Origin of the sequence: Streptomyces sp. NPDC005761, from assembly GCF_040630635.1 — a bacterium.
In the GTDB taxonomy this organism is placed as follows: Bacteria; Actinomycetota; Actinomycetes; order Streptomycetales; family Streptomycetaceae; genus Streptomyces.
Window position 1 is genome coordinate 1 of the sequence record NZ_JBEXXX010000043.1, and the last position, 25,339, is coordinate 25,339.

Genomic DNA, 25,339 nt, shown 5'->3' on the forward strand with positions numbered 1-25,339 from the left:
GGACCCCGGACCCCCACCCACCGGGCAAACGCGCCGCCGGGGCGGGGCACCCGCGCCACCAAGCCCGTCCGGCGATTGAGGACAAAACCCGCACCACGGAACCCCGCGCCGCCGGGGCGGGGCACCCGCACCCACCAAGCCCGTCCGGCGATTGAGGACAGAACCCGCGCCCCGTGAGGCGCGGGCCAGGGGGCCGGAGTCAGATCTCCAGATCGGCCTCGATCCTCTTCAACTGGTGGCGGGCCATGGCCAGGTTGGCCCGGCCGGCGTCCAGTACGAGGTAGAGGAACAGGCCGTTGCTGCCGCGGGTCTTGAGCAGCCGGATCAGGTGGTACTGGGTGCCCAGGGTGATCAGGATGTCCTCGATCTCGTCCTGGATCCCGAGGTGTTCCATGGTGCGGAGCTTGGCGCGTACGACGTCGGTGTTGCCGGCGGCCGCGACCTCCAGGTTGAAGTCCTTGCCTCCGCCGAGGGTGCCCAGCGCCATGCCGCTCGTGTAGTCGACGAGGGCGACACCGGTGGTGCCCTCGATGGACGACATCGCTTCCTTCAGTGACGCTTCGGTGTTCGCCATGAGTGCTCGTTTCCTTTCCCTGACCGGTCGGGACGACCGGTTCCGTTTCTGGGGCTTGCCGGGTTCGTGCGGGGTCATGTCGTGCGGTGCGGCAGAGGGCCCGGTTGCTGCGGGGTGCGCGGCGCCGGAGGCCTGAGGCCGGGGGCGGGCTGAGGTGCGCGCTCCAGGGCGGCGTCGACGAGCTCGCCGATCCGGGAGCCCGACCTGCGGCCCTCCAGATGGAGCCGGCCGACGTTGATCCGGTCCTCTGCGAGCAGGGTCAGTACGGCCGATGAGCCGGCGGCGTACGTCGCGATGTAGCCCGTCTCGCCGCGTACGAGGAGTTCGCGGAAGCCGCCCCGGCCGGTCGCGTCCGTCATCCGGATCGAGACGCCGAGCGCGGCCGCGGTCAGCGCCGCTACGCCCTCCGCCTCCACTCCCGGGGTGTCATGGGCCAGGACGAGGCCGTCGGTACTGGCCGCCAGTGCCCCGGAGAGGAGCGGAACCCGCGCCCGTAACCGCTGGAGCTCGGCCAGGACATCCTGCACTTCGGCCTCGGGCACCATCAGTTGTCTCCTCCCGGCACGCTGTCTGAGCGCGCGTATCACAGGGCCTCCAATGCGTCTCGGAGCCGGCGCAGCAGGGCGACGTCGGGGTCGGCCGTGACCTCGGGGAGCGCGACGCGGCTGGACGGGTCCGCCGTCTCCCGTACCGCGGCGACCAGCCCGGCGGCCGCCAGCCGTCGCAGGTCGACCAGGGTGTGGAACGCCGATCTGCCCAGTTCCTGCGCGATGTCCGTTGCCGTACGGACCCCGTCCACGCGATCCAGTACGCGGCGCTGGCGCGGCGGCACGGGGGAGTCGGCCGGACTGCCGGTGCCCACGAGCGGGGCGCTGTCGGTCGCCGCCTCCGGCCAGATCCGGTCCAGCAGTTCGCGGCGCCGGAGCGTCTCGCGCTGCACGGCGTCCACGGGGACGGGACGGACGGGGCCGATCCAGTGGGCGACGCCGTAGCGGAAGCGGGCCGGGGTCCGGGTCGGGGCGAGGGCGAAGAACGCCGCGTCGTACAGCGCTCCCAGATGGCACAGTTCCAGAGCGCCGCCCGGCACCCGGCCGCTGTCCACGAGGTAGCGGCCCACCCGCTGCCCGGCGCCGGCCTGGGCGACCGCGTCCCACCAGCCCTCGCGGTGCAGCGCTCCGCCCCGGGTGAGCAGGACGTCGATGCCGGGGGTGGCCGGGCTCTCGGCGTGCACCACCTTGCCGCCGGCGAGGTAGAGGGTGCCGCGGTCGCGCATGAGGGCGCCGGTGGCCCGTTCCGCCGCGAGACGCTGGAGCATGGGCGAGAGGACGGCGGCCGCGGTGGGCGGGTCCGCGGCATGGGCGGGCGAGGGGGCGGGGCCTCTCATGCCAGGACCAGCCGTTCGGCCATCTCGCCCAGCCGTATCCGGGCCAGCGCCAGATTGCCCTCCGCGCGGTCCAGCCACAGGTGGAGGAAGACGCTGCTGTCGAAGTCCGTCTCGACGAACCGGAGGATGTGGTACCCGGCGCGGGTGGTGACGATGACGTCCTCGACGGGCGGCGGAGTCCCCGCGGCTCCCGTGCCGTCCACGTCGCTCGACGCCTCCGGTAAGCCGGCCGCGAAGGCGGGCTGTTCGGCCGCCATCCGCGCCACCTCCGCCGTCTCCGCGGCGGTGGCCTCGTGATCGCCGTTGGGCGAGTCACCGATGGTGCCGAGAGCGAGACCGCTCGTCCAGTCGATCACGGCGGCGCCACGGGCACCGGGCAGTCTCATGACGTCGAGCAGGCACTCGTCGATTCCGGGCACGCGGACTCCCCTCCGACGCGGCGTGCGGCTGTGACCCCGAGGTTACGCAACGTGCTCGGTCCAGGTGGAGGTTCTGGCATTTTCCACAGGTACATGCGAACGGTTCGGGAGAATGCCCCGCCGCGGGCCGTGGAGGGCGGCGCGGGGACCTTGTCCGTCCTGCCCTGTTGACTGGAGCTATTCAGCCGCTCAAGATGTGAATAGAAAAATCACAGTCGCGAGGAGGCATTGCCATGTCAGGACCCCGCCCCGTACGGGCACCGCGCGGTACCGAACTGAGCGCCCTGGGATGGCAGCAGGAAGCCGCGCTGCGCATGCTGCAGAACAACCTGGACCCCGAGGTCGCCGAGCACCCCGACAAGCTCGTCGTCTACGGCGGCACCGGCAAGGCGGCCCGCGACTGGCGCTCGTTCGACGCGATGGTCCGCACGCTGCAGACGCTCAAGCAGGACGAGACGATGCTCGTCCAGTCGGGGCGTCCGGTCGGTGTGATGCAGACGCACGAGTGGGCCCCGCGGGTCCTGATCGCCAACTCGAACCTGGTCGGCGACTGGGCGAACTGGGAGGAGTTCCGCCGCCTGGAGGCGCTCGGGCTCACCATGTACGGCCAGATGACCGCCGGATCGTGGATCTACATCGGTACGCAGGGCATCCTGCAGGGCACGTACGAGACGTTCGCCGCCGTCGCCGCAAAGAAGTTCGGCGGGACGCTGGCCGGGACGATCACGCTCACCGCCGGACTCGGCGGCATGGGCGGCGCCCAGCCGCTCGCCGTGACGATGAACGACGGCGTCGCGATCTGTATCGACTGCGACCCGCGCGCCATCGACCGCCGCATCGAGCACCGCTTCCTGGACGTGAAGGCGGACAGCCTGGAGCAGGCGCTCCAGCTGGCCACCGAGGCGAGGGACGCGCGCAGGCCGCTCTCCATCGGCCTGCTCGGCAACGCGGCGGAGCTGCTGCCCCGGATGCTCGCCGAGGGCGCCCCCATCGACATCGTCACCGACCAGACCAGCGCGCACGACCCGCTGGCCTACCTCCCGCTCGGCGTCGACTTCGACGACATGGCGTCCTACGCCACCGAGAAGCCCGCCGACTTCACCCAGCGCGCACAGGAATCGATGGCCCGTCACGTCGAGGCGATGGTCGGCTTCATGGACGCCGGTGCGGAGGTCTTCGACTACGGCAACTCGATCCGCGGCGAGGCCCAGCTCGCCGGATACGAGCGGGCCTTCGACTTCCCCGGCTTCGTGCCCGCCTACATCCGGCCGCTCTTCTGCGAGGGCAAGGGCCCGTTCCGCTGGGCGGCGCTCTCCGGTGAGGCGTCCGACATCCACAGGACCGACAAGGCGATGCTCGAACTCTTCCCGGAGAACGAGTCGCTGCACCGCTGGATCAAGATGGCCGGCGAGCGCGTCCACTTCCAGGGCCTGCCCGCCCGGATCTGCTGGCTCGGCCAGGGCGAGCGCGACAAGGCCGGTGAGCGCTTCAACGACATGGTCGCCAGTGGCGAACTGGTCGCCCCGCTGGCCATCGGCCGCGACCACCTGGACTGCGGATCGGTCGCCTCGCCGTACCGCGAGACCGAAGCCATGCTCGACGGATCCGACGCGATCGCCGACTGGCCGCTGCTGAACGCCATGGTCAACGTGGCGTCAGGAGCCTCCTGGGTCTCCATCCACCACGGTGGCGGCGTGGGCATGGGCCGGTCCATCCACGCCGGACAGGTGACGGTCGCCGACGGGACGAAGCTGGCGGGCGAGAAGATCCGCCGGGTGCTCACCAACGACCCCGGCATGGGTGTCATCCGGCACGTCGACGCCGGGTACGACATCGCGGAGTCGGTCGCCGCGGAGCGCGGGGTCAGGGTCCCGATGCGCGAGGGCGGCACGGACGCTGGGGCCGGCACGGGCGAGGCGTCCGGCGCGGGCGGGACCGCCGCGTGAGCCCCACCTTCCACGCGATGTGGGCGTCCTTGCGGAACATCGGCCGCAACGCCGAGTCCGGCGGCTACCGTCGCTACGCCTGGACCGGGGCCGACGCCGACTGCCGGCTCTGGTTCCGGATGCAGGCAGAGGCCCGCGGCCTCGACTGCGAGGTGGACCGCAACGGCAACCAGTGGGCCTGGCTCGGCGACCCCCTGGCCGGGGACGCCGTCGTCACCGGCTCGCACCTCGACTCCGTGCCGGACGGCGGAGCCTTCGACGGGCCGCTCGGGGTCGTCTCCTCCTTCGCCGCGCTCGATGAACTCCGCCGCAGGGGAGTGGAGTTCACCCGGCCGCTGGCCATCACCAACTTCGGTGACGAGGAAGGGGCCCGCTTCGGTCTCGCCTGTGTCGGCTCCCGGCTCGCAGCAGGGCAGCTGACGGTCGAGGCCGCGCACCGGCTGCGCGACGGCGATGGCGTCACGCTGCCCCGGGCCATGGAAGCCGCCGGGTACGACCCCGACGCCATCGGTCCCGACCCCGAACGGCTCGCCCGTATCGGTGCGTTCGTCGAACTCCACGTCGAGCAGGGCCGCGCCCTCGACCTGAGCGGCGACCCGGTCGGCATCGCCTCCGCGATCTGGCCGCACGGCCGCTGGCGCTTCGACTTCCGGGGAGAGGCCAACCACGCGGGCACCACCCGGCTCGTCGACCGCCGCGACCCGATGCTGACGTACGCCGAGACCGTGCTCGCGGCCCGCCGGGAGGCGGAGCTGACCGGGGCGCTGGCCACCTTCGGCAAGATCGCGGTCGAGCCGAACGGTGTCAACGCCATCCCCTCCCTCGTGCGCGGCTGGCTCGACTCCCGCGCCGCCGACCAGGACACCCTGGACACCGTGGTCTCCGGCATCGAGAGGGCCGCCCGGGAGCACGCCGAGCGGGCCGGCATCGACCTGGACGTCGTACGGGAGTCCTTCAGCCCCGTCGTGGAGTTCCAGCACGCCCTGCGCGACGAGCTGGGCACGCTCCTCAAGGAGTCCGCCGGCCTCCGGGACACCGGACGGGCCGTCCCCGTACTCGGCACCGGGGCCGGACACGACGCGGGTATTTTGTCCGCTTCGGTCCCTACCGCCATGCTGTTCGTACGGAACCCCACCGGGATCTCGCACTCGCCGGCCGAACACGCCACCGAGGACGACTGCGTGGCCGGGGTGATCGCACTCGCCGACGTACTGGAAGGTCTCGCGTGCCGCTGACGACGGAAGCGACGGGCAAGCCCGCCGCAGTGACGTACTGGCTGTCCCACGCCTGGCTCGGCACCCATGTCGAGCCGGACGTCGTCCTGGAGGTGGCCGGCGGGCGCATCGCCGGGGTGCGGACCGGTGTCGCCTCGCCGCCGCCCGGCGCGACCGTCCTGCGCGGACTCACCCTGCCCGGTCTCGCCAACGCCCATTCGCACGCCTTCCACCGTGCCCTGCGCTCCACCGTCCAGGTGGGCTCCGGCACCTTCTGGACCTGGCGCGAGACCATGTACCAGGTCGCGTCCCGGCTCACCCCCGACACGTACTACGACCTGGCCCGCGCCGTGTACGCCGAGATGGCGCTGGCCGGCATCACCGCGGTCGGCGAATTCCACTATCTGCACCACGCGCCGGGCGGAGTCCCCTACGACAACGCGAACGCGATGGGCGAGGCCCTGATCGCGGCCGCCCGCGAGGCAGGCATCCGGATCACCCTGCTGGACACCGCTTACCTCGCCGCCGGATTCGGCCGCCGGCCCTCCCAGTACCAGAAGCCCGACCAGCACCAGCAGCGCTTCTCCGACAGGACCGCCGACGCCTGGGCGGAGCGCGCCTCCCTGCTCAAGGGCGACGAAAACACCCTGATCGGCGCCGCCGTCCACTCCGTGCGGGCGGTACCCGCCGACCAGCTCGCCACCGTCGCCCGGTGGGCGCAGGAGCGCGGCGCCCCGCTCCACGTCCACCTCTCCGAGCAGACCGCGGAGAACGACGCCTGCCTCGCCGCCCACGGCCGCACCCCCACCCGGCTCCTCGCCGACCACGGAGTCCTCGGCCCGGGCACCACCGGGGTCCACAACACCCACCTCACCGGCGAGGACATCGAGCTCATCGGCTCGACGGCCACCGGCACCTGCATGTGCCCGACCACCGAACGCGACCTTGCCGACGGCATCGGCCCGGCGGTCGCCCTCCAGCGCGCCGGCTCGCCGCTCTCCCTCGGCAGCGACAGCCACGCCGTCATCGACCTGTTCGAGGAGGCCCGCGCGATGGAGCTCAACGAGCGGCTGCGCACCCGGACCCGCGGTCACTGGACGGCCGCCGCGCTGCTGCGCGCCGCCTCCGCCGACGGTCACGCGGCCCTCGGACGGCCGGATGCGGGCATCCTCGAACCGGGCGCCCCCGCGGACCTCGTGACCATCGCCCTCGACTCCGTCAGAACAGCGGGGCCGGTGCCCCGGCTGGCAGCCGAGACAGCGGTATTCGCCGCCTCCGCAGCGGATGTGCGTCACACCGTGGTCGCGGGCCGGCACATCGTCCGCGACGGACATCACGCGTCGGTCGACGACGTTCCCGGAGCGCTCGCGAAAGCCATCGGGGCCCTGCACCACTGAGCGGGCGCGCACCACTGAGCATCGCGGCGGAGCCCCCTTCACCGCCCACACGCAAGGAGAGCAGTTCCCCGATGACGACGACCGCCATCACCCACATCTCCGCACTGGTCACCAACGACCCCTCCCTCGGTGACAGTTCCCCCCTCGGACTGATCCAGGACGCGGCCGTCGTCATCGAGGGCGACCGGGTCGTCTGGACCGGTGCGTCAAGCAGAGCACCCGCCACTGACAACGCCGTCGACGCGGGAGGCCGGGCCGTGATCCCGGGCTTCGTCGACTCGCACTCCCACCTCGTCTTCGCGGGAGACCGCACCCAGGAGTTCAACGCCAGGATGTCCGGCCGCGCCTACAGCGCGGGCGGCATCAGGACCACGGTCGCCGCCACCCGCGCCGCCACCGACGAGGAGTTGTCCGCCAACGTCGCCCGGTACCTCGCCGAGGCGCTGCGCCAGGGCACCACGACGTTCGAGACCAAGTCCGGTTACGGCCTCACCGTCGAGGACGAGGCCCGTGCCCTGCGCATCGCCGCCCGCCACACCGACGAGGTCACCTTCCTCGGTGCCCACATCGTCTCCCCGGACTACGCGGACGACCCGGCCGGATACGTCGACCTGGTCACCGGCCCGATGCTCGACGCCTGCGCCCCGTACGCGCGCTGGATCGACGTCTTCTGCGAAAAGGGCGCGTTCGACGGCGACCAGGCCCGGGCGATCCTGACCGCGGGCCGCGCCAAGGGCCTCCATCCCCGGATCCACGCCAACCAGCTGGGGCACGGTCCCGGCGTCCAGCTCGCCGTCGAGCTCGATGCCGCGTCCGCCGACCACTGCACCCACCTCACCGACTCCGACGTGGACGCCCTGGCGCAGTCGGAGACCGTCGCCACGCTGCTCCCCGGAGCCGAGTTCTCCACCCGGGCCGCCTGGCCCGACGCCCGTCGCCTCCTGGACGCGGGAGCCACGGTGGCGCTCTCCACGGACTGCAACCCGGGCTCCTCGTTCACCTCGTCCGTGCCGTTCTGCATCGCCCTCGCCGTACGCGACATGGGAATGACCCCCGACGAGGCGCTCTGGTCCGCCACCGCGGGCGGCGCCGCCGCACTGCGCCGGGAGGACATCGGCCGGATCACTCCCGGAGCCCGCGCCGACCTGGTGGTCCTCGACGCCCCCAGCCACGTCCACCTCGCCTACCGCCCGGGCGTCCCCCTCGTGCACGAGGTCTGGCGGCGCGGCGAGCGGGCCGTGGTACCGCACCGCGGCTGACCGGGTGCCAAGAACGCGGAAGGACCTGCCCCGGTCGGGGCAGGTCCTTGATCCGGCGATCCCGCAAGCGCGTTGCGGGGCGCCCGCTCATTCCTCCAGGGTCAGTCCCTTGCGGAGCTTGACCAGGGTGCGGGAGAGCAGCCGCGACACGTGCATCTGCGAGATGCCGAGCTCCTCGCCGATCTCCGACTGCGTCATGTTGGCGACGAACCGGAGCGACAGGATCATCCGGTCGCGGCCCGGCAGCGCGGCGATCAGAGGCTTCAGGGACTCGACGTACTCGATTCCTTCGAGGCCGTGGTCCTCGTAGCCGATCCGGTCGGCCAGCGCGCCCTCGTTCTCGTCCTCCTCGGGCTTGGCGTCCAGCGAGCTCGCGGTGTACGCGTTGCTCGCGGCCATGCCCTCGACGACCTCGTCATGGGTGATGCCCAGGCGGTCGGCGAGCTCGCCCACGGTGGGCGAGCGGTCCAGCTGCTGGGCGAGCTCGTCGCCCGCCTTGGCCAGGTCCAGCCGCAGCTCCTGCAGGCGGCGCGGTACGCGCACGGACCAGCTGGTGTCGCGGAAGAAGCGCTTGATCTCACCGACGATGGTCGGCATCGCGAAGGTCGGGAACTCGACGCCGCGGCTGAGCTCGAACCGGTCGATCGCCTTGATCAGGCCGATGGTGCCGACCTGGACGATGTCCTCCATGGGTTCGCTGCGCGAGCGGAACCGGGAGGCGGCAAACTTGACCAGGGCGAGATTCAGTTCGACGAGCGTGTTGCGTACGTAGGAGTACTCGTACGTGCCCTCTTCGAGGGATTCCAGTCGCGCGAAGAGCGTCTTCGACAGAGCTCTGGCATCCACCGCCCCCACTTCGGAGCAGGGCGGGATCTCGGGAAGTCCTTCGAGCCCGGTCGCGTCTTCGGTACTGCTGGTGTCACTGCCACTGCTGGTGGTGCTGTTGCGCGTGCCGTCCATGACGGCCGCAGCAGGGGAGTCTGATTCGGTCAGTCCCTGAGGACATGCTGACGTCGCGTTGTGGGTACGCGGTTCGTCGAGCCGGGGTGACATGGTCTCCTCCATCGTTCTCGGCATATGGCTGCCGATGCCGATACGTGTTCCTGCGGTGAAGCGGCGCCTCCAAAGCCGGCCGTGTTTTGGGTGTCCCCCTACCCTTACCCGGTCCCTGCGGCTCGTTACAACCTCCAATTGACGCTATATGTCCGGTTTGTTGAGGTCTCCGGCTACCGCGTGGCGCACGGAACGCGTAGAGTTTCAAGAACGTCAGCGACAGCTGCAACTCATCTGCATGTGCATCGATGCAGACAGTGACGAGACGAAGAGGGGCGGGCATGGACCGCGGGACGGTCGGCAGCGCGAACCGGGGTCGGCTTCAGGTCGAGGCCCGGACCGAGGGCCGCAGTGAGGTTGTCACGCCGGTGGGTGAGCTCGATCACCACACGGCCGACCTGCTGCGCGAGCCCTTGGAGCACGCGGTCGAGCAGGGGCGTGTGCGCCTGGTGGTCGACTGCTCGCAACTCGAGTTCTGTGATTCCACCGGGCTGAATGTGCTGCTCGGTGCCCGCCTCAAGGCGGAGGCGGCCGGGGGAGGGGTCCATTTGGCCGGAATGCTGCCGGTGGTGGCGAGGGTCTTCGAGATCACCGGAGCGGAGGCGGTTTTCACCGTCCACGACTCCCTCGCAGAGGCTCTGGACACCTGATCGTGGTGCGTTTCGTCGCCCCGGGAGTCTCTTCCGTCGCCCGAGTTACGCGTCCCGCGTAGCGAAGTGGGTGTTGTCACGATACGGCCGGGCAGGAGACACATCGGCGAGCCGCGAGGGACCCGCACACTGCGTGTCCGTCCGGTACCTGTATCAGTGTCCATATCAATATGCGTTTCTGTATCTGTTCGATGGCGACATGGTGAATCGGTGAGGTGAAGCGCTGATGAGCACCACCCGGCAGCATCCGCCGGGCGACCTCGGCCGCGAGCCGGAGGGCGCAGGCGCGGGTGCACGCGCGGACGCGGGCATGCCCGCGGGCGCGGACATCGGCGTTCCCTCCGCCGCGCACGTGGAGCCCACGGGGCGGCAGTGGCGCACGCTGCCGCTGCGCGAGGTCAGCGGCATCGTGCCGACGGCCCGTGATTTCGCCCGCCAGGCGCTCCATGACTGGGGCTGGCTCCCGGCTGCGAACGCCGACCGGCGTGCCGCGGCCGAGGACGTCCTGCTGGTCGTCTCCGAGCTGGTCACCAACGCGTGCCTGCACGCGGACGGCCCGGACGAGCTCCGCATCGCCTGTACGCCGAAGGCGCTGCGGGTGGAGGTCACCGACGGCGGCGCCGGGCAGCCCGCGCCCCGTACCCCGCACCGTGCCGGACGGCCCGGCGGCCACGGCATGTTCATCGTGCAGCGGCTCTGCCTCGACTGGGGAGTCGTACGGGTGCCGGACGAACCCGGCAAGACCGTCTGGGCGGAGCTGGCCGCCCCCGTGTAGCACCCTGCGGGTTTCCCCCGCTCGTCCCCCTGGGCTCGTACGCCCCTCGAAGAGCGCGCCGGATCGGCGCGCTCTTTGTCTTCCCTCCACAAGGCCCCGGGCGTACCTTGACGGCCAATCTGATGTGTCGTCAGTTACTTGCGCCGCACCGTAGCGGCGCGCGGCGACTCCCGGCATGAGGGGAACCCGAGGTGTCGAACCAGAAGCGAACAGCTCTCGCGCTGGCGGCCGGGCTGGCCGGCGCGGTGGTGCTGCTGACCGCGCCCGCCGCCCACGCGACGGTCGTCGACGTCAACTACAAGTGCAAGACCCCGATCGGCGACAAGGCCGCCGTCTCGCCGATCGACATCAAGAGCGTCAGGAGCGGCAGCGGCTACAAGCTCACCATGTCCTTCCAGAAGGGCGTCTCCTCCAGTCCGGTCGAACTGGGCAAGGGGGCGATGAACCCCAGCGCGGTGATCAAGGTGGGTGGCGCCGACCCGGGACAGGTCCAGGTCTCCGGCCCGGCCAACTCCGCGGCCATTCCCGCCAACAGCCCCATCAAGATCAATGACCTGTCGGGGACGTACACCCCCAGGAAGAGCGGCAAGGTCGACTTCACCGCCGGGGTTCTCACCATCAAGGCGCTCGGTACGACGACGACCTGCACCCCGTCGAACAGCCCGGGGCCCTCGCTCTCCCTCGACGTCACCGCTGCGGGCGGCGGCGCGAGCGGCAGTGCGACCACGCCCGACACCGACGCGTCGCTGCCCAGGACCGGCCCGCTGGACTCGGCGGTGGCGCTCGGCACCCTCGGCGGCACGGTGCTGCTGACGGGTGCGGCCGGCGTGCTGTGGCTGACCAGGCGGGGGCAGCGGGCCACGGGCTGAATCCCGCGCGAACCGCCGCCGCCGTCACGCACCAGGGAGCCGCCCATGCCGCCGTTGACCGGTCACGCCCCCCGCACCGCACCGGCGCCCGTCGTCGGACCGCCGTCCGCCGCACGGCGACTGGCCCGTGCTCTGCCGCTGCTCGCCGCCCTGTGGTGCGTCCTGGCGGCGGCGCCGGTGGCCGGTGCCACCGAGCACCCGGCCGGCCCGGCCTGGACGGCGCAGCCCGCGGCGAGCGGCCCCGGGCGGGACGGGGGCAGACCGTACTTCTACCTGGAAGGCCTGCCCGGCAGCGTCCTGGAGGACCGGCTCTCGGTCACCAACCCGGGGCCGGAGCCGGTCACGGTACGGCTGCGCGGTGCCGACGCCTACAACACGGGCGGCGGCGGTTTCGCGGTGCGCGGCGCGCACGGCTCCACCGGGACCGGCTCCTGGCTGCGGACGGCGAGCACCGAGGTGACGGTGCCCGGCCGGACCAGGGCCGACGTGCCCCTCTCCTTCACCGTGCCCGAGGACGCGCTGCCGGGCGACCACCCCGGGGCGGTCGTCGCCGAGAGCGGCGGCCGCTCCGTGGGCGTACGGGTCCAACTGCGGGTCGGCGGACCGACGCTGGCCGCGATCACGGTGGAGGACGTGGAGGTGGGCGGCGGAGCCATCCACTACGCGCTGGTCAACCGGGGCAACGCGGTCCTCGTGCCGCGCCTGTCCGTCAGCGCGGACGGGCTCTTCGGGACCGTGCTGCGACGCGCCGCCCGCACCCTGCCGGTGGAACTGCTGCCCGGTCAGCGGGTGCGGCTCACCGAACCGTGGCGGGACGCCCCCGCCCTCGACTCCGTCACCGTACGGCTGCGCGTCACGGCGGCGGGCGGTGCGCACGGCGAGGCCACCGCCTCCGCGGCCTTCGTGCCCTGGGGGCCGGTGGCGGGCGGTGCGCTGTGCCTCCTGGGTGCCGTCGCCGCCGGTGTGTACGGCCTCCGGCGCCGGCGAACGGCACGGCGAGGCGCACGCGACGTCGGGGCCGCACCGGCCCCGGACCTTCGACAGACCTGCGACGAGAGGCACTTGGTGAAGGCGGGAGCGGAATCGTGACTGGACGGACCGGACCGGCGGCATTCCGGAGCGAGCGCCGCGGGCGGGCGGCCACGCTGCTCGCCCTGCTGCTGGCAGCGACAGTGCCCGCCCTGCTGCTGACCGCGACCGGGGCCGGGGCCGACGGGCGCAGCGCGACGGACGCGAAGCCGGTGGTCACGCTCTCGCAGAAACAGGCGGGCAAGGGTGGTGAGATCACCGTCAAGGGCAAGGGCTGGCGGCCCGACACCCTGCTCATGATGCTGATCTGCGGGCAGTCCACCCCCGCGCGCGGCGTGATCGGCGGGACCAACTCCTGCGCCAACGCGGAGGGCCGCGCCGTCACCACCGACAAGACGGGCGCCTTCACCAGGAAGATGCCGGTCACCGAGCCGCCCGTGCCGTGCCCCTGCGTGGTCCATGTCGCCACGGTCACCGGCGAACAGGCCCTGGCCGACGCGGTGTTCGTCGTCGCCGGGCACCCGGTCGCCGCGCTCCCGAAGGAGACCGGGGACGGAAAGCTCGCCGTTCTCGCGGCGACCCGCCTGGAGGGCGACAGCGGGCCGCTGACCTGGTTCGGCGCCCCGCCGTCACGCAGCCTCGTGTTCACCGTCGGCAATCTGGGCTCCGCTCCGGTGAAGGACCCGGTCTTCCGGGTCGGCACCGCGCACGGCGTCTATGCCGCGCAGTGGGAGGACCGGCAGTGGCGCGGGACCGTCGAACCCGGCCGGAAGGCGCGTATCGAACTGCCCGTCGAGCTGACGGCCGGCGCGCACGGCGACTACCAGATCTCACTGAAGTACGGCACGAAAGTGCTGGCCGAGCAGCCGTGGGGGGTCGGCCGCCCGTGGGGCGTGACGCTCTTCTGGATCCTGCTCTGCCTCGTCGTGCCCGCGGCCGTCTTCCGGATCGGCATGGCGATCGTCGACAAGGTACGGCCGCGCCCGGGGCACGCCGCAGGCCGCCGGCGGGCGCGACGCCCGTCCCCGCGCACAGGCGCGACCGCGAGGTTCCCGAAGCTGAAACGTGCCCCGGCACAGGACGCCGGCCCCCCGCCGGGGGAGGGCCCGGGCACCACCACGGCCGCGCTGCCGTGGTTCACCCCTGATTCCGCACCGTCAGAGCACAGACCGACGACGAAGGGACATTCGTGAGTACGCAACGCAGGACGGTCGCGGCGGGAGTCGCGATGATGATCGGCGGGGCGGGCATGCTGCTGGCCGCGAGCCCGGCCCAGGCCGCCGACATCTCGTACAAGACGGAGTGCATACCCCCGGCCATCTCCGGACTGCCGCCCGTCCAGGGCACCACCAAGGTGCAGCTGACCGCGCCCGCCGAGGCCAAGGTCGGGGACACCGTCGAGGTCGTGTGGAAGACGGTCCAGGGCGCCTCCGACAACCCCGACGTACTCGATCTCGACAAGAACACCGTCAAGCCGACCGGCACCATCAAGCTGGGCGGTGCCGCGACCGGCGACCTGAAGATGGAGGGGCCGCGGGAGAACCCGGCGATCCCCAAGAACAGCCCGATGATCATGTCGGACATGAAGGGCTCGTTGAAGCTGGAGAAGGCGGGTGAGCTGACGCTGACGCCGGACGCGTACAACCTCAACGTCTCCAAGCCGATCTCCACCGACACCAAGTGCACCCCGAAGGAAACGGTCCGGCCGGGCGCGACGATCAAGGTCACGGACGGTGGTGGAAGCACCTCCGGCGGTACGACGGCGGGTGGCACGACGGCCGGCGGAACGACCGCGGGCGGCACCACCAGCGGCGGTACGACGACCACGGGCGGCACGACCTCCGGAGGCACGACCAGCGGCGGCACGACCGCCGGCGGCTCCACCTCGGGCTCCGGCGGCAGTGGCGGAGCCACCGACTTCCCGGGCAAGGAGGTCGCCGTGAACTTCGCCTGCAAGTCGCCGGGTCCGGCCGGCATCGCCTCCAAGGTGACGATCAACGCCAAGAAGAACGGCGGCAGCTACGCGCTCACGGTCAAGACGGCCAAGGGCGTCATGGACAGCCCGGCCGACCTGCCCGCGGGGGCGCTCAAGCCGTCCATGCAGATCGTCGTGGGCGGCGCAGACAAGGGCTCCGTCGGCGTCACCGGGCCGGGGAACCCCGAGCCCCTGAAGACGGGCAAGCCGGTCGACCTGCCCGACATGACCGGCACGTACAAGCCGGGAGCCTCCGGAAAGTCCAGCCTCACCCCCGGGACCCTGACGATCGACGTCACCCTGGGCGGCTCGAAGATCAACATCCCGTGCGCGGTCAAGGGCACCACGAAGGCATCGCTCGAACTCGACACCACCGCCCAGGAGGGCGGCGCCTCCGGAGGTGACACCGCAGGCTCCGGAGGAGCGGCGGCGGCAGGCGGCGGCACGGCATCCGGCGGCGGCCTCGCGGCCACCGGGGCCGAGGGCGACGGCGCCCTGCGCGCACTCGGCCTGGTGGCCGGCACCGCGATCCTGCTCGGCGGCGCCGTGTTCACGTTCACCCCGTGGCGCCGGCTGCGCTCGGGCAGGTGAGCTGAGCCCGGACCCCGTACGCATACGGAAGGGGCCGCCGCACCGTGGAAACGGTGCGGCGGCCCCTGCGCGTGGAACGGGGGATCAGTTCACGTCGCCCATGTGCTGCGAGACCTTCTTGCGGTACATCCAGATGCCGATACCGGCGATGACCGCGAGAACGACCTCGAAGGCGACGGCACCCGAGGTGTTCAGGTCGACCCCGAGCTGCGGGGAGGTGAGGAGACCGGTCACGGAGTCGCCCGCCGTGACGGCGAGGAACCAGACACCCATCATCTGGGAGCTGTACTTCGCCGGGGCCATCTTCGTGGTGACCGACAGACCGACCGGCGAGAGGCAGAGCTCGGCGACGGTCTGGATGAAGTAGATCGACACCAGCCACATCGGGCTGACCTTGCCGCCGTTGGCAGCGGTGTCGAGCAGCGGGATCAGGAAGACGACGAAGGAGATGCCGATCAGCACGAGGCTGGAGGCGAACTTGACGGCGGTGCTCGGCTCCTTGCCGCGCTTGTTCAGCCACAGCCACCCCGAGGCGACCACGGGGGCGATCGCCATGACGAAGACCGGGTTCAGCGACTGGTACCAGGAGGTCGGGAAGTCGAACCCGAGCAGGCTGTTCGTCGTCGAGTTCTCACCGAAGATCGACAGCGTCGAGCCGTTCTGGTCGTAGATCATCCAGAAGACGGCCGCTACGACGAAGAACCAGACGTAGCCCGACAGCTTGGACTGCTCGGTCTCCGTGAGCTCCTTGTCACGCTTCATGCGGACCAGGACGGCGACCGGGATGATCAGACCGGCGATGGTGATCGGCAGCAGCGCCCAGTCGGCGAAGTTGCCGGTGATGCCGAGCAGGCTGTAGAACACGGCCGCGACGATCAGCCAGACCAGGCCCTTGCGCAGGACGGAACGCTTCTCCTGCTCCGTCGCCGGGGTGGAGACGACATTGCTCTCCGGGCTCAGGTGGCGGGTGCCGAGCATGAACTGGGCGAGGCCCAGGGCCATGCCGATCGCGGCGAGCGCGAAGCCGAAGTGCCAGTTGACGTTCTCGCCGACGGTGCCGATGGTCAGCGGGGCGAGGAAGGCTCCCACGTTGATGCCGATGTAGAAGAGCGTGAAGCCACCGTCACGGCGCGGATCCTCCGGGCCCTGGTAGAGGTGGCCGACCATCGTGGAGATGTTCGCCTTCAGCAGGCCGGATCCCAGCGCGACAAGCACGAGACCCGCGAAGAAGGTCGCCGAGTTGGGCACGGCGAGCGTGATGTGGCCGAGGATGACGACACCGCCACCGATGGCGACCGTCTTGCGCGGCCCCCAGAAGCGGTCGGCCATCCAGCCGCCGGGCATGGCGAGCAGGTAGACCATCGCCATGTAGACGGAGTAGATCGCCGTCGCCGTGGTGGCGCTCATGTGCATGCCGCCGGGCGCGATCAGGTACAGCGGGAGCAGTGCCTTCATGCCGTAGAAGCTGTAGCGCTCCCACATCTCGGTCATGAAGAGCGTGGCCAGGCCGCGGGGGTGGCCGAAGAAGGTCTTCTCGCCACCCGCGGTGCTCGCCGGGTCCTTCGTCAGGCTGGACGCCATGGTCGATCCTTGCTTGCTCGGGACGCGTCGCTCGTGAGCCGTACGCGCCCGGTGGGGGGAGGCCGGCACCGACGCGGGTACGCCACCGCGTCGGGATCCACGCCCGGAGCGCCTTCATCGGCGTACCGGGCCCGGCCCACAGGTCATTCACTGAAAAATTCCGGACTGGCGGGTACCAGCCCCGCACATGCAGAAGGACCTTCGGCGCTCATAGCTGCCCAAAGGTCCTTGAGTAGTGCAACAGGCGTTGAAACACCATACGACACGACTGAGCGGCATATGGAAGGACTTGAGACATGGATCACAGGTCCAGGTGCAACCACACTCCCACATTCGAAGGTCTGGACATGAACGGGTCGCAGACCCGCAGGGCTTCCGGATCACCTCACGCCTTGTCGTCCGCGCGGACTACCATCACTGCATGACCCGTGTACTGCTCGCCGAGGACGACGCATCCATCTCGGAGCCGCTGGCCCGCGCCCTGCGTCGGGAGGGTTACGAGGTCGAGGTCCGCGAAGACGGCCCGACCGCACTCGACGCCGGCCTCCAGGGCGGCATCGACCTGGTCGTGCTCGACCTGGGGCTGCCCGGGATGGACGGCCTCGAAGTCGCCCGCAGGCTCCGTGCCGAGGGCCACACCGTGCCGGTCCTGGTGCTCACCGCCCGCGCCGACGAGGTGGACACGGTGGTCGGCCTCGACGCCGGCGCCGACGACTACGTCACCAAGCCCTTCCGGCTCGCCGAGCTCCTGGCCCGGGTCCGGGCCCTGCTGCGCCGCGGCGCGAGCGAACCCGCCCCGCAGCCCGCCACCCACGGGGTCAGGATCGACGTCGAGTCGCACCGGGCCTGGATGGGTGACGAGGAACTCCAGCTCACCGCCAAGGAGTTCGACCTGCTGCGCGTCCTGGTCCGGGACGCGGGCCGCGTCGTCACGCGCGACCAGCTGATGCGCGAGGTCTGGGACACCACCTGGTGGTCGTCCACCAAGACCCTCGACATGCATATCTCCTGGCTCCGCAAGAAGCTCGGCGACGACGCCGCGAATCCCCGCTACATCGCCACCGTCCGGGGCGTCGGCTTCCGCTTCGAGAAGAGCTGACGTACAGAAGCAGTCATGCGCCGACGCCTGATCAACTCCACCCTCGCCGTGGTGCTCGTGGTGATCGCCGTCTTCGGCGTCTCCCTCGTCATCGTCGAGACCCGCACCATCAGCAGCAGCGCCCAGGAGAGCGTCGACTCCGAGGCGCTGCGGCTGATCAGCGTGATCGAGAGCCGGCTCCTGGGCGCCGAGCGGATCAACCCCGGCGTGCTGGCCGAGCAGATCGACGACACGCGCTACGCCCTGGTCAAGATGCCCGGCCGCGCACCCATCGAGGTCGGCGACCGCCCGAGTGGCAGTGTGATCAGTGCCACGGAGGAGGGTGAACACGGCGAGAAGGTCACCGTCGAGGAGTCCCGCTCCTCCGTCACCCGTGAGGTCGGCCGCACCCTGATGATCATCGGTGCGGTCGCGCTGCTGGCCATCGTCTCCGCCGTGCTCCTCGCCGTGCGCCAGGCCAACAAGCTGACCTCGCCGCTCACCGACCTCGCCGAGACCGCCGAACGCCTGGGGTCGGGCGACCCGCGCCCGCGCCACAAGCGGTACGGGGTACCGGAACTGGACCGGGTCGCCGACGTCCTGGACTCCTCCGCGGAACGCATCGCCCGGATGCTCACCGCGGAGCGGCGGCTCGCCGCCGACGCCTCGCACCAGCTCCGTACGCCGCTCACCGCGCTCTCCATGCGCATCGAGGAGATCTCCGTCACGGACGACCCCGAGACGGTGAAGGAGGAGGCGAACATCGCCCTCACCCAGGTCGAGCGGCTCACGGACGTGGTCCAGCGACTGCTCACCAACGCCCGGGACCCGCGGACCGGCTCCGCCGTCGTCTTCGACCTCGACGAGATCGTCAAGCAGCAGATCGAGGAGTGGCGCCCGGCCTACCGGAGCGAGGGCCGGGCCGTCGTCTGCTCCGGCAAACAGGGGCTGCGGGCCGTCGGCACCCCGGGCGCGGTCGCCCAGGTGCTCGCCGCGCTGATCGAGAACTCACTCATGCACGGCGGCGGTACGGTCGCGCTGCGCACCAGGGTCACCGGGAACCAGGCGGTCATCGAGGTGACGGACGAGGGTCCCGGGGTCCCGGTCGACCTGGGTGCGCGGATCTTCGAGCGGACCATCAGCGGGCGCAACTCCACGGGCATCGGCCTCGCGGTGGCCCGCGACCTCGCGGAAGCGGACGGCGGCCGCCTGGAACTGCTTCAGCAGCAGCCCCCGGTCTTCGCGCTGTTCCTCAGCCAGGTCGCCCTGGACAGGGACGAACCGGAACGCCCGGTGAGGTGACCCGCTACCGCCGGGCCGTGTCCGCCTCGACGCGCACCGCGGCGGCCGGAGGGGGCACGGAGACGGCCGGCCCCTCCGGCGTGACGTCCTGCGCGTTCACGACGTTCACGACCACGTCTTTGTCAGGCAGCGCCCTGAAGACCCACGTCCGGTAGGACCAGAAGCGGAACATCGTCGCGATGCCGATTCCGAGAATCTTGAAGACATTGCTCTGGACCGGGGTGTTCCAGCCGAACCCGTACGTCGCCGCGTACAGCACACCGGTCTCGATGACCGCGCCCACCGCGCTGAACAGCAGGAACAGTGTCAGCTCCCGGGTCCGGCCGCTCTTGTCGCGGTCCCGGTACGTCCAGTAGCGGAAACCGACGTAGTTGCAGAGGATCGCGACGAACGTCGCCATCAGGCCGGCCCGCACCGTGGGGATGTCCGTGTACCGCCACAGCAGGTTGGATACGGCGATATTGACGACCAGGCCGACCGCGCCGACCACGCCGAACTTGGCGACCTCCCGGGCCAGCAGATCCAGCCGGGCCCGCAGTGCGCCCCGTTCGCTCATGGTGATCGCTCAGCCCGTCTGTCGGTTCGGCTTCAGGTTCCGTCAACCCAGCCATGCTAACCAGGCCGCCCGTCGGCTGCCTGTGAGAACGGGGACAGCTGTGGCGGGGCCGTGACACCCGGGAACCCCTTCCCCGGCCGTCCGCGGGGCGGGGCCGTGACACCCGGGAACCCCTTCCCCGGCCGTCCGCGGGGCGGGGCCGTGACACCCGGGAACCCCTTCCCCGGCCGTCCGCGGGGTGGCGCCAGGGGCATCGTCCGGCGCCCCCGGACGGTGCGGATACCCTGGAGGAGTGACGTTCCCGGTAGTCGGCATGGTCGGTGGCGGTCAGCTCGCCCGTATGACCCACGAGGCGGGCATCCCCCTCGGCATCAAGTTCAAGCTCCTCAGTGACACCGCTCAGGACTCGGCGGCCCAGGTGGTGAGCGAAGTCGTCGTGGGCGACTATCGCGACCTGGACACGCTGCGCGCCTTCGCGCGCGGCTGTGACGTGATCACCTTCGATCACGAGCACGTGCCCACCGAGCACCTGCGGGCCCTGGAGGCGGACGGCATCCCCGTGCGCCCCGGCCCCGACGCGCTGGTGCACGCCCAGGACAAGGGGGTGATGCGCGCGAAGCTCACCGAGATCGGCGCGCCCTGCCCCCGCCACCGCATCGTGAAGGACCCGGCCGACGCCGCGGCCTTCGCCGAGGAGGTGGGCGGCTTCCCGGTCGTCCTCAAGACCGTGCGCGGCGGCTACGACGGCAAGGGTGTCTGGGTGGTCCGCTCCGAGGCGGACGCGGCCGACCCCTTCCGGGCGGGCGTCCCGGTCCTCGCCGAGGAGAAGGTCGACTTCGTACGGGAGCTCGCGGCCAACATCGTCCGCTCGCCGCACGGCCAGGCCGTCGCCTATCCGGTCGTCGAGTCGATCCAGGTCGACGGCGTGTGCGACACGGTCATCGCCCCGGCCCCCGAGCTGAGCGAGAAGCTCGCCGGTGAGGCCCAGCAGCTCGCCCTCCGCATCGCCGCCGAGCTCGGGGTCGTCGGCCACCTCGCCGTCGAACTCTTCGAGACCCGCGACGGGCAGATCCTCGTCAACGAACTGGCGATGCGCCCGCACAACTCCGGGCACTGGACCATGGACGGCGCGATCACCTCACAGTTCGCCAACCACGTCCGGGCCGTCCTGGACCTCCCGCTCGGCGACCCGCGCCCCCGCGCCACCTGGACGGTCATGTCCAACGTGCTGGGCGGCGACTTCCCGGACATGTACCAGGCGTACCTGCACTGCATGGCCCGCGACCCGCAGCTCAAGATCCACATGTACGGCAAGGACGTGAAGCCCGGCCGCAAGGTCGGCCACGTCAACACCTACGGCGACGATCTGGCGGACGTGCGCGAGCGCGCCCGGCACGCGGCCGACTACCTGCGAGGAACGATCACCGAATGACTTCCCCCGCCTCCACCGCGCCGGTCGTCGGCATCGTCATGGGTTCGGACTCCGACTGGCCCGTCATGGAAGCGGCGGCCAAGGCCCTCGACGAGTTCGAGATCCCCTACGAGGTCGACGTCGTCTCCGCCCACCGCATGCCGCGCGAGATGATCGCGTACGGCGAGGACGCCGCGGGCCGCGGCCTGAAGGCGATCATCGCCGGTGCGGGCGGTGCCGCCCACCTGCCCGGCATGCTCGCCTCGGTCACTCCGCTGCCCGTCATCGGCGTCCCGGTCCCGCTGAAGTACCTGGACGGCATGGACAGCCTCATGTCCATCGTCCAGATGCCCGCCGGTATCCCGGTCGCCACCGTCTCCATCGCGGGCGCGCGCAACGCCGGTCTGCTGGCCGTCCGCATCCTCGCCGCGCACGACGCCGAGCTGCGGACCCGCATGACCGAATTCCTCTCGGACCTGAACGACCAGGCAACCGAGAAGGGCAAGCGTCTGCGCAGCAGGGTCGAAGGCGCCGACTCCTTCGGCTTCGGAAAGTAGGAACGGTGACGGACCGACTGGACCAGGCACGGGAACTCCTCGCCGAGTACCCCGTGGTCGACGGCCACAACGACCTGCCGTGGGCGCTGCGTGAACAGGTCGGGTACGACCTGGCCGCCCGCGACATCGCCCTCGACCAGTCGGCCCACCTGCACACCGACATCCCCCGGCTGCGCGCCGGGGGAGTCGGAGCCCAGTTCTGGTCCGTGTACGTACGGTCCGACATGGCGGGCGACGACGCCGTCAGCGCCACCCTGGAACAGATCGACGCCGTCGCCGAACTGCTGGAGCGCCACCCCGCCGACCTGCGCCGCGCCCTGACGGCCGACGACATGGAGACGGCCCGCTCCGAAGGCCGGATCGCCTCACTGATGGGGGCCGAGGGCGGCCACTCCATCCACAACTCGCTGGGCACCCTGCGCGCCCTGCACACCCTCGGCGTCCGCTACATGACGCTCACCCACAACGACAACATCGCCTGGGCGGACTCGGCGACGGACGCACCGGGCGTGGGCGGCCTCTCCCCGTTCGGCCACGAGGTCGTACGGGAGATGAACCGCACCGGCATGCTGGTGGACCTCTCGCACGTCGCGGCGACGACGATGCGCGACGCGCTCGCCACCACCACCGCACCGGTGATGTTCTCGCACTCCTCGTCCCGGGCGATCTGCGATCACCCGCGCAACATCCCCGACGACGTCCTCGCACAGCTCCCGGCCAACGGCGGCATCGCCATGGCCACCTTCGTGCCGAAGTTCGTCCTGCCCGAGGCCGTCGCCTGGACGACGGCCGCGGACGACAACATGCGCGCCCAGGGGCTGCACCACCTGGACACCACCGAGCGGGCGATGAAGATCCACGCCGCGTTCGAGGCGGCGAACCCCCGCCCGATGGCGACCGTGGCCACGATCGCCGACCACCTCGACCACATGCGTGAGGTCGCCGGGATCGACCACGTCGGCATCGGCGGCGACTACGACGGCACCGCGTTCCTCCCGCAGGGCCTCGAAGACGTGGCCGGCTACCCGAACCTGATCGCGGAGCTCCTGGGCCGCGGCTGGTCCACCGCCGACCTGGCCAAGCTCACCTGGCAGAACGCCGTACGGGTCCTGCGCGCCGCCGAGGACGTGGCCCGGGACCTGCGCACCCGCCGCAGCCCGTCCCACGCCACGATCGAGCAGCTGGACGCCCCGGCGGTCTGAGCCCCCGGGGCGCCGTCCGCTCAGCAGGCGCAGAGACAGAACGGGTGCCCGGCGGGATCGGCGTACACCCGGAAGGTCCGCTGCCGGTCCTCCGCGTCGAGCACCGTCGCACCCAGCGCCAGCACCTCCTTCTCCGCCGCGTCGAGATCCGGCACGGTCAGGTCCAGATGGAACTGCTGCGAGGCATCCGGGCGCGGCCACTGCGGGGCTACGAAGCCGGGCGCGGCCTGGAAGGCGAGCGGTGCGCCGGTGACTCCGGCGAGGTCCACCCAGTCCTCCTGCCGCTCCACCTTCCCGCCGAGCAGTTCGGCGTAGAAACCGGCGAGGGCGACGGGATCCGGGCAGTCCAGGACGACGGCACCCAGCTTGGCTACAGCCATGACGTTTCCTCCTCGGGCAGATGCGGACACATGGTTACCGGTAGAAGCACGCAACCGGTCACCGTTACTGCATGCTCCCGCAATGGAGGTAACGTCGCAACCATGAATGAGAGGGATTCCGCACCCGGCGGACTCGCGCTGGTCGAAGCCCTGGTCAACACCCTGAACGTCGAGACCGGGACGGACACCCTCGACACGGCGGCCGGGCGCGCCCCGCTCGCGATCGCCGAACCGGACGTGCCGGCGGCCCGCACCCTGCGCGAAGCCCTGCGCGCCGCCTGCCTGGCCCACGCCGGTCACCACCCGCCCGAAGCCGGCCCGGTGTCCGTGCTCGACCGGCTGCTCGCCGACGCGCCGCTGCGCGTCACCGTGGACGAGGAGGGCTCGGCCTCGCTGCGTCCCGTGGAGGAGCCGCCCGGGCTGACCGCCCGGGTCGCCGTGGCCCTGGCCGCCGCATCGGCCGAGGGCACCTGGGCGCGGCTCAAGGCGTGCGAGGCGGCGGACTGCCGCTGGGTGTACTACGACCGCAGCCCGGCGGGGCGCCGCCGGTGGTGCTCGATGGCGGTGTGCGGCGCCCGCGCGAAGATGCGCACGTACCGCGCGAAGCGCGGCTGAGGGTCGGGTGGGTCCGGCCCGCCTCAGGCCTTCGGCCGCCCCATCGCCCGGTACGTCCAGCCGGCCCCGCGCCACACCACCGGGTCCAGGGCGTTGCGCCCGTCCAGGATGATGCGGCGGCCGGCGACCTCGCCCAGGGCCTCCGGGTCCAGCTCGCGGAACTCGCGCCACTCGGTGAGGTGCAGCACGACGTCGGCGCCGCGCACGGCGTCCAGGGCGGTGTCGGCGTAGCCGAGGGTCGGGAAGAGCCTGCGGGCGTTGTCCATGCCCTTCGGGTCGAAGACCGTGACCTGCCCGCCCTGGAGGTGGATCTGCCCGGCGACGTTCAGTGCGGGCGAGTCGCGTACGTCGTCCGAGTCCGGCTTGAACGTCGCGCCCAGCACGGCGACCCGCTTGCCGAGGAACGAGTCCCCGCCGACGGCCTCCCGGGCCAGCTCCACCATGTGGCCTCGACGGCGCATGTTGATGGAGTCGACCTCGCGGAGGAAGGTCAGCGCCTGGTCGGCTCCCAGCTCGCCGGCGCGCGCCATGAAGGCGCGGATGTCCTTGGGGAGGCAGCCGCCGCCGAAGCCGATGCCGGCCCGCAGGAACTTCTTCCCGATGCGTTCGTCGTGGCCGATCGCCTCGGCCAGCTTGACCACGTCGCCGTCGGCGGCCTCGCAGACCTCCGCCATGGCGTTGATGAACGAGATCTTGGTGGCGAGGAAGGAGTTGGCGGAGGTCTTCACCAGCTCGGCGGTCGGGAAGTCCGTCACCACGAACGGGGATCCTTCCGCGACCGGTCCGGCGTACACCTCGCGCAGCAGCTTCTCGGCGCGCTCGCTCTCCACGCCGACCACGATGCGGTCCGGGTGCAGGGTGTCGTTGACGGCGAAGCCCTCGCGCAGGAACTCCGGGTTCCAGGCCAGCTCGGCACCCTCGCCGACGGGCGCGAGCTCGACGAGCCGGGCGGCGAGCCGGGCCGCCGACCCGACCGGCACGGTGGACTTGCCGACGACCAGGGCGGGCCTGGTCAGCAGGGGGGCGAGCGAATCGAAGGCGCTCTCGACGTAGCTCATGTCGCAGGCGTACTCACCGTGCTTCTGCGGCGTATTGGTGCAGACGAAGTGGACATCGCCGAATTCCGCCACCTCTTCCCACGAGGTGGTGAACCGCAGCCGTCCGGTGGACCCGTCGATGCCCGCGACATGCTTCTTCAGGATCTCTTCGAGGCCCGGCTCGTACATCGGGACACGGCCCGCGGACAGCATCTCGATCTTCTGGGGCACGATGTCGAGCCCCAGAACCTCGAAGCCCAGCTCTGCCATGGCCGCGGCGTGGGTGGCGCCGAGGTAGCCGGTGCCGATCACAGTGATCCTGAGGGCCATGTAGTGCTCCTGTGAGATGCGGACAGACGTGCGGTGAACGAGCATAGTCCTGCCTCTGAAACGTCCCATTCCGGCTGTCGTGAAGCTCACGGCCCGCGCGCGTAGGCCTTTGCGGGGGCGGGCGCCTAAAATTGGGTTACTTAACGGTAGTTAGC

The 25,339-nt window shown here is 71.2% G+C and carries 25 protein-coding genes; 16 read left to right on the forward strand and 9 right to left on the reverse strand.

Features of this window, described 5'->3' with window-relative positions:
• Nucleotides 1-199: 199 nt before the first annotated feature.
• From ABZ434_RS29240 to ABZ434_RS29255, 4 genes are all read right to left on the reverse strand, one after another.
• The gene (locus tag ABZ434_RS29240) at nt 200-574 is read right to left on the reverse strand and encodes a hypothetical protein (protein WP_359142846.1); all 375 of its coding nucleotides are present in this window, start codon (nt 572-574) and stop codon (nt 200-202) included.
• A gap of 74 nt (nt 575-648) precedes the next feature.
• Nucleotides 649-1,119 carry a roadblock/LC7 domain-containing protein gene (locus ABZ434_RS29245; protein ID WP_359142848.1) on the reverse strand — a complete coding sequence of 157 codons (471 nt, stop codon included), beginning with the start codon at nt 1,117-1,119 and terminating at the stop codon, nt 649-651.
• Between the two features lie 38 nt (nt 1,120-1,157).
• Complete coding sequence (locus tag ABZ434_RS29250; protein ID WP_359142959.1) at nt 1,158-1,889, reverse strand: transcriptional regulator; 732 nt, start codon at nt 1,887-1,889, stop codon at nt 1,158-1,160.
• 65 nt (nt 1,890-1,954) lie between these two features.
• On the reverse strand, nt 1,955-2,377 hold the full coding sequence (locus tag ABZ434_RS29255; protein ID WP_359142850.1) for a hypothetical protein: 423 nt from the start codon (nt 2,375-2,377) through the stop codon (nt 1,955-1,957).
• Nucleotides 2,378-2,610: 233 nt separating this feature from the next.
• Here ABZ434_RS29255 and hutU point away from each other — a divergent pair, with 233 nt between their 5' ends.
• The 4 genes from hutU (at nt 2,611) to hutI (ending at nt 8,193) form a co-directional block, all read left to right on the forward strand.
• Nucleotides 2,611-4,323: a urocanate hydratase gene (hutU, locus tag ABZ434_RS29260; protein ID WP_359142851.1), complete on the forward strand. Its 1,713-nt coding sequence runs from the start codon at nt 2,611-2,613 to the stop codon at nt 4,321-4,323.
• A 17-nt stretch (nt 4,324-4,340) separates the two neighbouring features.
• Nucleotides 4,341-5,558: an allantoate amidohydrolase gene (locus ABZ434_RS29265; protein ID WP_359142961.1), complete on the forward strand. Its 1,218-nt coding sequence runs from the start codon at nt 4,341-4,343 to the stop codon at nt 5,556-5,558.
• A complete protein-coding gene (locus ABZ434_RS29270; RefSeq protein ID WP_359142852.1) occupies nt 5,549-6,934 on the forward strand; it encodes a formimidoylglutamate deiminase in 1,386 nt (461 codons plus the stop codon). The genes ABZ434_RS29265 and ABZ434_RS29270 overlap by 10 nt, the downstream gene beginning before the upstream one ends.
• Before the next feature lie 71 nt (nt 6,935-7,005).
• The gene (gene hutI / locus ABZ434_RS29275; RefSeq protein WP_359142854.1) at nt 7,006-8,193 is read left to right on the forward strand and encodes an imidazolonepropionase; all 1,188 of its coding nucleotides are present in this window, start codon (nt 7,006-7,008) and stop codon (nt 8,191-8,193) included.
• Between the two features lie 87 nt (nt 8,194-8,280).
• Here the strand turns inward: hutI and ABZ434_RS29280 are convergent, their stop codons facing one another.
• Nucleotides 8,281-9,246, reverse strand: coding sequence for an RNA polymerase sigma factor SigF (locus ABZ434_RS29280; RefSeq protein ID WP_359142963.1), 966 nt, complete (start codon nt 9,244-9,246; stop codon nt 8,281-8,283).
• Between the two features lie 281 nt (nt 9,247-9,527).
• On the opposite strand from ABZ434_RS29280, the gene ABZ434_RS29285 reads away from it, so the two are divergent.
• The 6 genes from ABZ434_RS29285 to ABZ434_RS29310 all read left to right on the forward strand — a co-directional run bounded on the left by ABZ434_RS29285 (nt 9,528) and on the right by ABZ434_RS29310 (nt 15,135).
• Nucleotides 9,528-9,896 carry an STAS domain-containing protein gene (locus ABZ434_RS29285; RefSeq protein WP_359142856.1) on the forward strand — a complete coding sequence of 123 codons (369 nt, stop codon included), beginning with the start codon at nt 9,528-9,530 and terminating at the stop codon, nt 9,894-9,896.
• A gap of 226 nt (nt 9,897-10,122) precedes the next feature.
• A complete protein-coding gene (locus ABZ434_RS29290) occupies nt 10,123-10,671 on the forward strand; it encodes an ATP-binding protein (protein ID WP_359142858.1) in 549 nt (182 codons plus the stop codon).
• Nucleotides 10,672-10,862: 191 nt separating this feature from the next.
• The gene (locus ABZ434_RS29295) at nt 10,863-11,540 is read left to right on the forward strand and encodes a peptidase (protein WP_359142860.1); all 678 of its coding nucleotides are present in this window, start codon (nt 10,863-10,865) and stop codon (nt 11,538-11,540) included.
• 45 nt (nt 11,541-11,585) lie between these two features.
• A complete protein-coding gene (locus ABZ434_RS29300; protein WP_359142862.1) occupies nt 11,586-12,629 on the forward strand; it encodes a hypothetical protein in 1,044 nt (347 codons plus the stop codon).
• The gene (locus ABZ434_RS29305; RefSeq protein WP_359142864.1) at nt 12,626-13,762 is read left to right on the forward strand and encodes a hypothetical protein; all 1,137 of its coding nucleotides are present in this window, start codon (nt 12,626-12,628) and stop codon (nt 13,760-13,762) included. The genes ABZ434_RS29300 and ABZ434_RS29305 overlap by 4 nt, the downstream gene beginning before the upstream one ends.
• Before the next feature lie 35 nt (nt 13,763-13,797).
• Nucleotides 13,798-15,135, forward strand: coding sequence for a hypothetical protein (locus ABZ434_RS29310; protein WP_359142965.1), 1,338 nt, complete (start codon nt 13,798-13,800; stop codon nt 15,133-15,135).
• Between the two features lie 84 nt (nt 15,136-15,219).
• On the opposite strand, the gene ABZ434_RS29315 is transcribed toward ABZ434_RS29310, so the two are convergent.
• The gene (locus ABZ434_RS29315) at nt 15,220-16,716 is read right to left on the reverse strand and encodes an oligopeptide:H+ symporter (RefSeq protein ID WP_359142866.1); all 1,497 of its coding nucleotides are present in this window, start codon (nt 16,714-16,716) and stop codon (nt 15,220-15,222) included.
• Nucleotides 16,717-17,137: 421 nt separating this feature from the next.
• Between ABZ434_RS29315 and ABZ434_RS29320 the strand changes: the two genes are divergently transcribed.
• Complete coding sequence (locus ABZ434_RS29320; protein WP_359142868.1) at nt 17,138-17,815, forward strand: response regulator transcription factor; 678 nt, start codon at nt 17,138-17,140, stop codon at nt 17,813-17,815.
• Between the two features lie 15 nt (nt 17,816-17,830).
• A complete protein-coding gene (locus ABZ434_RS29325) occupies nt 17,831-19,096 on the forward strand; it encodes an ATP-binding protein (protein ID WP_359142870.1) in 1,266 nt (421 codons plus the stop codon).
• A 4-nt stretch (nt 19,097-19,100) separates the two neighbouring features.
• Here the strand turns inward: ABZ434_RS29325 and ABZ434_RS29330 are convergent, their stop codons facing one another.
• On the reverse strand, nt 19,101-19,652 hold the full coding sequence (locus ABZ434_RS29330; protein ID WP_359142872.1) for a GtrA family protein: 552 nt from the start codon (nt 19,650-19,652) through the stop codon (nt 19,101-19,103).
• Between the two features lie 238 nt (nt 19,653-19,890).
• Here ABZ434_RS29330 and ABZ434_RS29335 point away from each other — a divergent pair, with 238 nt between their 5' ends.
• Genes ABZ434_RS29335 through ABZ434_RS29345 form a run of 3 tightly spaced genes read left to right on the forward strand, consistent with a single transcriptional unit; the run spans nt 19,891 to nt 22,822 of the window.
• Complete coding sequence (locus tag ABZ434_RS29335) at nt 19,891-21,084, forward strand: 5-(carboxyamino)imidazole ribonucleotide synthase (RefSeq protein WP_359142874.1); 1,194 nt, start codon at nt 19,891-19,893, stop codon at nt 21,082-21,084.
• The gene (gene purE, locus ABZ434_RS29340; protein WP_359142876.1) at nt 21,081-21,620 is read left to right on the forward strand and encodes a 5-(carboxyamino)imidazole ribonucleotide mutase; all 540 of its coding nucleotides are present in this window, start codon (nt 21,081-21,083) and stop codon (nt 21,618-21,620) included. Before ABZ434_RS29335 ends, purE begins: the two co-directional genes overlap by 4 nt.
• Nucleotides 21,621-21,625: 5 nt before the next feature.
• Nucleotides 21,626-22,822 (forward strand): dipeptidase, encoded by a 1,197-nt coding sequence (locus ABZ434_RS29345; RefSeq protein ID WP_359142878.1) that lies wholly within the window; start codon nt 21,626-21,628, stop codon nt 22,820-22,822.
• 20 nt (nt 22,823-22,842) lie between these two features.
• On the opposite strand, the gene ABZ434_RS29350 is transcribed toward ABZ434_RS29345, so the two are convergent.
• Nucleotides 22,843-23,202: a VOC family protein gene (locus ABZ434_RS29350; RefSeq protein ID WP_359142880.1), complete on the reverse strand. Its 360-nt coding sequence runs from the start codon at nt 23,200-23,202 to the stop codon at nt 22,843-22,845.
• 102 nt (nt 23,203-23,304) lie between these two features.
• Between ABZ434_RS29350 and ABZ434_RS29355 the strand changes: the two genes are divergently transcribed.
• Nucleotides 23,305-23,817 (forward strand): CGNR zinc finger domain-containing protein, encoded by a 513-nt coding sequence (locus ABZ434_RS29355; RefSeq protein ID WP_359142882.1) that lies wholly within the window; start codon nt 23,305-23,307, stop codon nt 23,815-23,817.
• A gap of 23 nt (nt 23,818-23,840) precedes the next feature.
• Here ABZ434_RS29355 and ABZ434_RS29360 read toward each other — a convergent pair whose 3' ends face one another.
• A complete protein-coding gene (locus ABZ434_RS29360) occupies nt 23,841-25,184 on the reverse strand; it encodes a UDP-glucose/GDP-mannose dehydrogenase family protein (RefSeq protein WP_359142884.1) in 1,344 nt (447 codons plus the stop codon).
• Between the last annotated feature and the right edge of the window lie 155 nt (nt 25,185-25,339).

Excerpts from the sequence above, each read along its gene's own strand:
- ABZ434_RS29240 (WP_359142846.1), bottom strand. The coding sequence starts at position 574 with ATGGCGAACACCGAAGCGTCACTGAAGGAAGCGATGTCGTCCATCGAG.
- ABZ434_RS29245 (WP_359142848.1), bottom strand. The coding sequence starts at position 1,119 with ATGGTGCCCGAGGCCGAAGTGCAGGATGTCCTGGCCGAGCTCCAGCGG.
- ABZ434_RS29250 (WP_359142959.1), bottom strand. The coding sequence starts at position 1,889 with ATGCTCCAGCGTCTCGCGGCGGAACGGGCCACCGGCGCCCTCATGCGC.
- hutU (WP_359142851.1), top strand. The coding sequence starts at position 2,611 with ATGTCAGGACCCCGCCCCGTACGGGCACCGCGCGGTACCGAACTGAGC.
- ABZ434_RS29265 (WP_359142961.1), top strand. The coding sequence starts at position 4,341 with ATGTGGGCGTCCTTGCGGAACATCGGCCGCAACGCCGAGTCCGGCGGC.
- hutI (WP_359142854.1), top strand. The coding sequence starts at position 7,006 with ATGACGACGACCGCCATCACCCACATCTCCGCACTGGTCACCAACGAC.
- ABZ434_RS29280 (WP_359142963.1), bottom strand. The coding sequence starts at position 9,246 with ATGTCACCCCGGCTCGACGAACCGCGTACCCACAACGCGACGTCAGCA.
- ABZ434_RS29285 (WP_359142856.1), top strand. The coding sequence starts at position 9,528 with ATGGACCGCGGGACGGTCGGCAGCGCGAACCGGGGTCGGCTTCAGGTC.
- ABZ434_RS29290 (WP_359142858.1), top strand. The coding sequence starts at position 10,123 with ATGAGCACCACCCGGCAGCATCCGCCGGGCGACCTCGGCCGCGAGCCG.
- ABZ434_RS29300 (WP_359142862.1), top strand. The coding sequence starts at position 11,586 with ATGCCGCCGTTGACCGGTCACGCCCCCCGCACCGCACCGGCGCCCGTC.
- ABZ434_RS29310 (WP_359142965.1), top strand. The coding sequence starts at position 13,798 with ATGATGATCGGCGGGGCGGGCATGCTGCTGGCCGCGAGCCCGGCCCAG.
- ABZ434_RS29315 (WP_359142866.1), bottom strand. The coding sequence starts at position 16,716 with ATGGCGTCCAGCCTGACGAAGGACCCGGCGAGCACCGCGGGTGGCGAG.
- ABZ434_RS29320 (WP_359142868.1), top strand. The coding sequence starts at position 17,138 with ATGACCCGTGTACTGCTCGCCGAGGACGACGCATCCATCTCGGAGCCG.
- ABZ434_RS29325 (WP_359142870.1), top strand. The coding sequence starts at position 17,831 with ATGCGCCGACGCCTGATCAACTCCACCCTCGCCGTGGTGCTCGTGGTG.
- ABZ434_RS29330 (WP_359142872.1), bottom strand. The coding sequence starts at position 19,652 with ATGAGCGAACGGGGCGCACTGCGGGCCCGGCTGGATCTGCTGGCCCGG.
- purE (WP_359142876.1), top strand. The coding sequence starts at position 21,081 with ATGACTTCCCCCGCCTCCACCGCGCCGGTCGTCGGCATCGTCATGGGT.
- ABZ434_RS29350 (WP_359142880.1), bottom strand. The coding sequence starts at position 23,202 with ATGGCTGTAGCCAAGCTGGGTGCCGTCGTCCTGGACTGCCCGGATCCC.
- ABZ434_RS29355 (WP_359142882.1), top strand. The coding sequence starts at position 23,305 with ATGAATGAGAGGGATTCCGCACCCGGCGGACTCGCGCTGGTCGAAGCC.
- ABZ434_RS29360 (WP_359142884.1), bottom strand. The coding sequence starts at position 25,184 with ATGGCCCTCAGGATCACTGTGATCGGCACCGGCTACCTCGGCGCCACC.